The sequence below is a fragment of the Cyanobium sp. BA5m-10 genome, from assembly GCF_024346255.1.
GTDB lineage: Bacteria > Cyanobacteriota > Cyanobacteriia > PCC-6307 > Cyanobiaceae > Cyanobium_A > Cyanobium_A usitatum.
In genome coordinates this window covers 1-5,791 of record NZ_JAGQCP010000088.1, presented here as the reverse complement: position 1 = coordinate 5,791, position 5,791 = coordinate 1, and the positions used below count along the sequence as shown (strand labels likewise).

Annotated in this window: 12 protein-coding genes; 1 reads left to right on the top strand and 11 read right to left on the bottom strand. The window is 51.9% G+C overall.

The genetic code is table 11. The features are described 5' to 3' along the window. On the bottom strand, positions 1 to 242 hold a 242-nt coding region (locus KBY85_RS15665), incomplete at its 3' end, for a hypothetical protein (protein WP_254962388.1). Between the two features lie 663 nt (positions 243 to 905). Here KBY85_RS15665 and KBY85_RS16120 point away from each other — a divergent pair. Then, positions 906 to 1,373, top strand: coding sequence for an SH3 domain-containing protein (locus KBY85_RS16120; RefSeq protein ID WP_396121904.1), 468 nt, complete (start codon positions 906 to 908; stop codon positions 1,371 to 1,373). Positions 1,374 to 1,579: 206 nt separating this feature from the next. On the opposite strand, the gene KBY85_RS15660 is transcribed toward KBY85_RS16120, so the two are convergent. From KBY85_RS15660 to KBY85_RS15615, 10 genes are all read right to left on the bottom strand, one after another. Next, positions 1,580 to 1,912, bottom strand: coding sequence for a type II toxin-antitoxin system PemK/MazF family toxin (locus KBY85_RS15660; RefSeq protein ID WP_254962387.1), 333 nt, complete (start codon positions 1,910 to 1,912; stop codon positions 1,580 to 1,582). Beyond that, complete coding sequence (locus KBY85_RS15655; protein ID WP_254962386.1) at positions 1,909 to 2,151, bottom strand: AbrB/MazE/SpoVT family DNA-binding domain-containing protein; 243 nt, start codon at positions 2,149 to 2,151, stop codon at positions 1,909 to 1,911. Before KBY85_RS15655 ends, KBY85_RS15660 begins: the two co-directional genes overlap by 4 nt. A gap of 224 nt (positions 2,152 to 2,375) precedes the next feature. Continuing rightward, positions 2,376 to 2,669: an addiction module antidote protein gene (locus KBY85_RS15650; RefSeq protein WP_254962385.1), complete on the bottom strand. Its 294-nt coding sequence runs from the start codon at positions 2,667 to 2,669 to the stop codon at positions 2,376 to 2,378. A 5-nt stretch (positions 2,670 to 2,674) separates the two neighbouring features. After that, positions 2,675 to 2,971, bottom strand: coding sequence for a type II toxin-antitoxin system RelE/ParE family toxin (locus tag KBY85_RS15645; protein WP_254962384.1), 297 nt, complete (start codon positions 2,969 to 2,971; stop codon positions 2,675 to 2,677). Between the two features lie 164 nt (positions 2,972 to 3,135). Beyond that, on the bottom strand, positions 3,136 to 3,795 hold the full coding sequence (locus KBY85_RS15640) for a restriction endonuclease (protein ID WP_254962383.1): 660 nt from the start codon (positions 3,793 to 3,795) through the stop codon (positions 3,136 to 3,138). 6 nt (positions 3,796 to 3,801) lie between these two features. Then, positions 3,802 to 3,987 (bottom strand): winged helix-turn-helix domain-containing protein, encoded by a 186-nt coding sequence (locus KBY85_RS15635; RefSeq protein ID WP_254962382.1) that lies wholly within the window; start codon positions 3,985 to 3,987, stop codon positions 3,802 to 3,804. Positions 3,988 to 4,098: 111 nt separating this feature from the next. Beyond that, positions 4,099 to 4,431, bottom strand: coding sequence for a type II toxin-antitoxin system HicB family antitoxin (locus tag KBY85_RS15630; RefSeq protein ID WP_254962381.1), 333 nt, complete (start codon positions 4,429 to 4,431; stop codon positions 4,099 to 4,101). Continuing rightward, entirely contained in the window at positions 4,428 to 4,682 is a 255-nt protein-coding gene (locus KBY85_RS15625) for a type II toxin-antitoxin system HicA family toxin (RefSeq protein WP_254962380.1), read from the bottom strand. The genes KBY85_RS15630 and KBY85_RS15625 overlap by 4 nt, the downstream gene beginning before the upstream one ends. 173 nt (positions 4,683 to 4,855) lie before the next feature. Next, positions 4,856 to 5,365: a hypothetical protein gene (locus KBY85_RS15620; protein WP_254962379.1), complete on the bottom strand. Its 510-nt coding sequence runs from the start codon at positions 5,363 to 5,365 to the stop codon at positions 4,856 to 4,858. A gap of 247 nt (positions 5,366 to 5,612) precedes the next feature. Beyond that, on the bottom strand, positions 5,613 to 5,791 hold a 179-nt coding region (locus KBY85_RS15615), incomplete at its 5' end, for a tyrosine-type recombinase/integrase (protein WP_254962389.1).

Sequence of the window (5,791 nt, the reverse complement as noted above, 5' to 3'; positions counted from 1 at the left end):
TCGGGCGGAACGTTGACTACGGCCATGCCGAGATTGCCCAGAACGGCTCCTCCTTCGGCAGGAACCTGGTCCATGTCAATTCCGGACTCAGCAAAATCACCGCTTCGTAGCAGATCGGCCGAACGGATGCCTGCACGATTTTCCAAGGTAGCAATAGCCTCAGTAGAAGCTTCTTCGCGGAAAGTGACAATAAAGCGGCCGGTGGTTTCGGCTTCGCTGGGTGGTGTGAATTCAGAGTTCATGAGTTTATTCCTAGGAAAGGTATTAAAGGATGGATCGAATGCTCAGGGACAGGGGGGACCCAGGATGAGAGGCGCCAGCTGCCCGCCCTTGCGCGTCGAAGCGGATGAAGTGGAAGCTTCAACAATTCAGCGGACCGTAGAGTTTTTCTCACCTGACAGCTTTAGCCCCGTCTAAAGCATGAGATCAAGAGGAAAAGGACAACCCCTAATTACGCGATTAATTGGTTGACTTTTCAAGCCTAAAGCGTATCCAGACAACAATCTGCTGCTTATCTGATGCTTATGTGCCTCAATGAAATCGAGGGGTAGGGCAACCCGTTGTAGCTCCTAGGTCAATGGATTGTCATGTGGAACACAGGCTGCGAGGTCGCGCTTATAAGGATTCGGCAGCACCATGGGAAAGCCTGAAACCCATCTGTGAACTGACTGAGACATCTGCACGGTTCCATCTGATACATAGCCAGCTCTTCCTAGCGTTCCAGATCAGAAGCGAGCAGGTTAGTACTGGATGGACAAAGCATCCGGACTCCCGGCTTCTGCTTCTGGATGTTGGCTTCCAGAATGAATGGTTTCTAAAATACAACAATCAGTATCGACGATTGCTTTTGATAGGATTCCGCCTAAAATCATAAATACCTACTGGCATGATGCGCATTTCAAAAAATGCAGGATCTTATCAAGGCTATCCATGAGACCCCGATTCCTAATCTTTTAATTGGAGCCGGACTCCTATTCCTGCTACTTGGGTTCGTTAATAAGCTTGGAGGATTCATTGAGGTTTCTCCCGAGCAAAGGAGATTAACCATTCCAATTGGCCTTTTAGTGCTGACAGTAGGACTTATATTAAGCATGAGAATCACAACTCCCATAGTTGGCAATCACAATGACGGGGAGACAAGCCCACCTCCAGGCAAGCCTCAAGCCAGCTACGTACGTGCAACAACTAACGACCCAAACCCACCAACAAATCTGCGAAATGGGCCTGGAAGCGACTATGAAATCGTTGCTCGTATTCAGAAAGGTGAGATCTTCCTAGTGGATCTACGAGGTTCTGGTGAATGGTTGCCAGTAAAAACCTCGGACAACAAGTATGGCTATATACACAGGCCAATTATCCGTGTAGTCAAATAGGAATCGGTACTTGGCGTTCGTGAAAGTCTCTCATGGGTTGAATGGACTTGGATGAAACTCTCTTCGTGCTGGAGTTCTCATGTACGCACAGTCTATGAAGCTAACGCTGGCCATCACCTGCCCGCAGAAAGCTGCTGGTTCGGGATCTCGTTGGGCTACAGGAAGTTGAAGGGGGCTGGTCAGTTGCATGGCCGTAAGCCAGGCCTCTATACAGCGAACATCGCCTGAAGAACACCCAGCAGCTCAATGAGCGTAGTCTCCGACAGTCTCCCCAATTGCTTGACGAGACGTTCCCTATCTACAGCTCTCAGCTGATCAGCCACAACGTGACCGTCTTTACCATCAAACGTGCAACGCACTCGAAAAGGGTATGGATGACCGCCAGTTGTGAGCGGCGCAACGATGAAAGTGCGTAGGTGAGAATTCAGCTCATCCGGCGACACGATGACACAAGGCCTCGTCTTTCTGATTTCAGATCCGCGAGTTGGATTCAACGCGACAAGGAAGATATCGCCTCTTGAGACGTGTTCTTCAGTCACCAGGACCACTCTTCATCATCAAATCGGGTGGCGCTCATCTCATCGAGAAGTCCCTCCGACTGGAACGCCGCCGCCGCCTCTGCCCAGCCAGCCCTCGGTTGAGCCGACGGCCTGATGGTCAGAACCCCTGGAGCCGCCTCGATCTCGACTTCGTCAGCCAGCCCCGCAACCTCAAGCAGAGGCTTGGCGAGACGGACCCCTCTCGAGTTGCCGATTTTGACCAGCTTCGCTCGAACCATGGCCACGACCTGCATACGTACTCACATTGTAGCCACGCACGCGACTTCCGCGCATCTCCCTGCTCTGGCTAACGCTGCCCCTGAGTGGCAGGCAAGAAGCTATCGCCATCGAAGCCGACTTGACGGCGGCCTGTCCACTCAAGGTGCTTGTTCGAAGGTGGCGCATCCCCACAGGCAGCGTTTGCGGACCTACGCCTCATCTGCAAAGCTCAGGCCACCTCTGCCTAACTTCTCACACTGGCGCTCAACTTCAGGCCAAGGGCCGAGACGACCTTGAGGATGGTGTCAAAGCTAGGACTTCGGTCTCCCGACAATGCCTTATAGAGACTCTCTCTAGATAGCCCAGAATCCTTGGCCACTTTGGTCATCCCTTGGGCGCGTGCGATGTCACCCAAGGCCTTGGCGATGAAGGCCACATCTCCATCAGCCTCCTCAATGCAGGCCTCCAGATAGGCCGCCATCTCCTCCGGAGTTCGTAGATGATCGGCAACGTCGTAAGGGCTAGTCGTGACTTTCATCAGATCTACTCAGTCAGGTTATCTGCCAGTAGAAGGGCATCATCAATGTCCCTGGCTTGTGAGGACTTGTCTCCTCCAGCCAGAAGGATGATCAATGCGGAGCCCCTCTGCAGGTAGTAGACCCTGTATCCAGGGCCATAGTTGATCCGCAGCTCCGACACGCCGGCCCCAACGGGTTTGACGTCACCAGGATTGCCACCGATGAGGCGTTCGATCCTGGCCTGAACCTTCGCCTTGGCCCTCAGATCGCGCAGACCCGCAAGCCATTGGACGAACCGCTCTGTCTGGCGGACTTCAACCATACGCCAACTGTAGCCGCATGGCTACGGCCATGCAACGCTGCCTTGCTGGCTCCCTTCAAGGACGTCACATCCTTCGAACACTCCAGATCAGAAGCGGGCAGGGGCTTATCGGGTTGACAAGCCACTCCCGCTCCCGCCTTCTATATCTGGATGTTAGAAAGACCCTACTTGAAGTCATTGAAGAAATCCATGTCCACTTCATAGACAACCTTTGGCTTGACACCAAGCTCAAGCTTTTCAAACATTCTGACAAGCTTCTCCCCATCAACGAGCTCGATGGGATTGGCGCCATCCCTAATTGCTTCCCGCTTGGCATCCATTGTAAAACTCCCAGTGGTCAACAAAATACCCTTATCAGCCTTCCCAACAAGGGCTCCTCGAAAATCCCGGATCATGCTTGCGCCAACCGATCCTTGATAACGCTTGCATTGAAATAACACCTTAAAACTCAGAAGTGGATTTATCTCGAGGATCCCTTCTCCATCAATGCCTCCATCCCCTGATCGGCCAGTGACCCTCACATTCTGAAAACCGTGCTCCCTTAGAAGGCGCTGACATAAGCGCTCAAATCCCTCAGAACTAAGTGCCTTGATCACGTGCAGAAGGGCAGTCTCCTCAGCCTCCAATCGACTCTCTGTAGCCTCCACAGATGCCGCACTCTTTGGAGTGGAGCCCTCATCTTTAGGCCCTTTGAAGGTGCTCTGAACACCCTTGAATAATGATGCTACGTCTAAAGCCTTGAGGTCTTCGTACTGACCTTTGTCAGTCAGCCTCCACACGCCGCGATGAGATGAGTCAATATGTCCTGAATGAACGAGGTACATACGATCCTACGCAATCTGGTTGCGTACTTTTGACTGGCCGTTCTTATTGGTCTGTTCTAGATGCTCTTCGGTGAGGTCTTCGTGCTCAATCACCGCATCTGTTACCTCAGCTGCAGTGGCCGATCCACCCATCTCCCGCAGAGCATGCAGGATGGGCAGGATGTATCGAGTGAACTGGGGTCCCTTGGCCATTGATGGATTTTTGTTCTTTATAACGCTGCCCCTGAGTGGCAGGCAAGGACTAATTGCGAAACGGGAAATGGGTGGTGGCCTGTCCACTCCAGGGGCTTGTTATCCGTTCCTTTATGCCGTGACACTTCTCTGGAGTGCTTCTTGAGCGAGCGTATTGAGACTCTTTCCCTGCACCTCCGCAGTCATCGCCAATTTCTCGTGTAGTTCAGGCGGAATCCGAAGATTGAACCTGCCAGAAAATTGTCTGCGGGGCTCGATTCCTTGCTCCTTGCAGACCTCAAGAAAGACATCCAATGACTTTTTGAACTCTCGGCGAAGCTCATCCGGACTGGATCCATAGAAGTCCGCTCCACCAGAAAGGCCAAGAATTTCCCCGCGAAACTGATTCGTTTCTTCGTCGTACTCAATTCTGGCGTGGTAGCCATCCACATTCATCAGGTTCATGGTGTCACTCCGTGTTCTTCAAACCATTTGCGGATTGAAGCAACAGCACCCTTGTCTGTATCAGGCGATGGGTGGGGTCTGTGAAAGACCCTGACTTCGCCAAACAGAACGACCGCGACTCGGCTGCCCGCCCGCTCACTGACATCCCCACCAAGCTCCTGAAACAGGGCTTCAATGTCCCTCCACGGCAAGCTGCCGCTTACGGGTCGGGAGAAGATCAGCTCAAGGGTGAACTGGTGCTTCCGCTTCATCCATGCATGGTACTACCTATCGGTACCAGGTGCGGCTTGCGGTCAACGGCTTGCTGGATACGGATAACGCTTGCCATCACCAGGCCGCAAACAGCTTTGGCGGATGAAGTGAGATTCTCGGATGCGGCTCTGGTGCATGGCAATGTTAGATTGCCACAGAAGAATACTGGAGCTTAGTCACAGAATCCGTACCCCCATCCATTTGAGGACGGGTTGCTCATGCATACTTTGCGACGAAAACTTCCATCTGAAAAGCGGAACCAGTCAATCCAATAACCAGTCTTTGCAATGCCAATACCCACTATTGATACATCTTCGCAGCTTTTCATAAGTGATTTTGCATAGGAGTCTATAAGCTTTGGGCTCGAGAGGATGTTTAATGCAATTGCTTGCGCTCTTCTGGGGTCTCTGGCCGATTCGGCATTTCCATCTAAACCTATTCGAATCCTCTTTGACCTCGGAAATGGGTTGTCATCATAACCCTCAATAACATTCTCGTCTACAAAGGCAATAAGTGCGCCTTTATTGCTGTCTATATCACTAAGGATACTGCTGAGTGCCGCCTTGCAGTCTCTAGTCGCTGCCATGGCGGCACTAGTAGTTGAGTATTGAAAAAATACAAAGATTCCTGCCGACCAGCAGATTAAGCTCTTTATGCCTAGCTCGTGCTTGGTAGGGCTCATAGGGATTGCAGGAAGACAAATTGCATTCAGTAATGATAGAACCCTGGCACATCAGGGCACTTCTTTAGTCAATCTAACTCTTTATTGGACGGTTCCGTGAACCGAGGCGTGCACGCCGTGCCTTTCCGATAACTAAAGACGACTTGAGTCGTTAATTCTCTGAGACTTTTTACCCTGCATAAGGTCTTTCAGAACTTTCGCCCAAGATAGCCGTGGTTCACGGGTCCGTGAACCCTTGTTCAGAAGGTTACAGAGCGTCTGCGGGGCTACGTACACCATGTGGCCCTCGATTTAAGACTTGGGTATAGATCATGGTGGTACTGACGTCCTTGTGACCGAGCAGCTCCTGGATCGTGCGTATGTCCTGGCCCCTCTCCAGTAGGTGAGTGGCAAAAGAGTGGCGGAAGGTGTGACAGCTGGCCGCTT

Bases quoted from the DNA above. Each gene is read 5' to 3' on its own strand.
- KBY85_RS15645 (WP_254962384.1), bottom strand. From the start codon at position 2,971: ATGGTTGAAGTCCGCCAGACAGAGCGGTTCGTCCAATGGCTTGCGGGT.
- KBY85_RS15650 (WP_254962385.1), bottom strand. From the start codon at position 2,669: ATGAAAGTCACGACTAGCCCTTACGACGTTGCCGATCATCTACGAACT.
- KBY85_RS15625 (WP_254962380.1), bottom strand. From the start codon at position 4,682: ATGAAGCGGAAGCACCAGTTCACCCTTGAGCTGATCTTCTCCCGACCC.
- KBY85_RS15640 (WP_254962383.1), bottom strand. From the start codon at position 3,795: ATGTACCTCGTTCATTCAGGACATATTGACTCATCTCATCGCGGCGTG.
- KBY85_RS15635 (WP_254962382.1), bottom strand. From the start codon at position 3,987: ATGGCCAAGGGACCCCAGTTCACTCGATACATCCTGCCCATCCTGCAT.
- KBY85_RS16120 (WP_396121904.1), top strand. From the start codon at position 906: ATGCAGGATCTTATCAAGGCTATCCATGAGACCCCGATTCCTAATCTT.
- KBY85_RS15630 (WP_254962381.1), bottom strand. From the start codon at position 4,431: ATGAACCTGATGAATGTGGATGGCTACCACGCCAGAATTGAGTACGAC.
- KBY85_RS15620 (WP_254962379.1), bottom strand. From the start codon at position 5,365: ATGAGCCCTACCAAGCACGAGCTAGGCATAAAGAGCTTAATCTGCTGG.
- KBY85_RS15655 (WP_254962386.1), bottom strand. From the start codon at position 2,151: ATGGTTCGAGCGAAGCTGGTCAAAATCGGCAACTCGAGAGGGGTCCGT.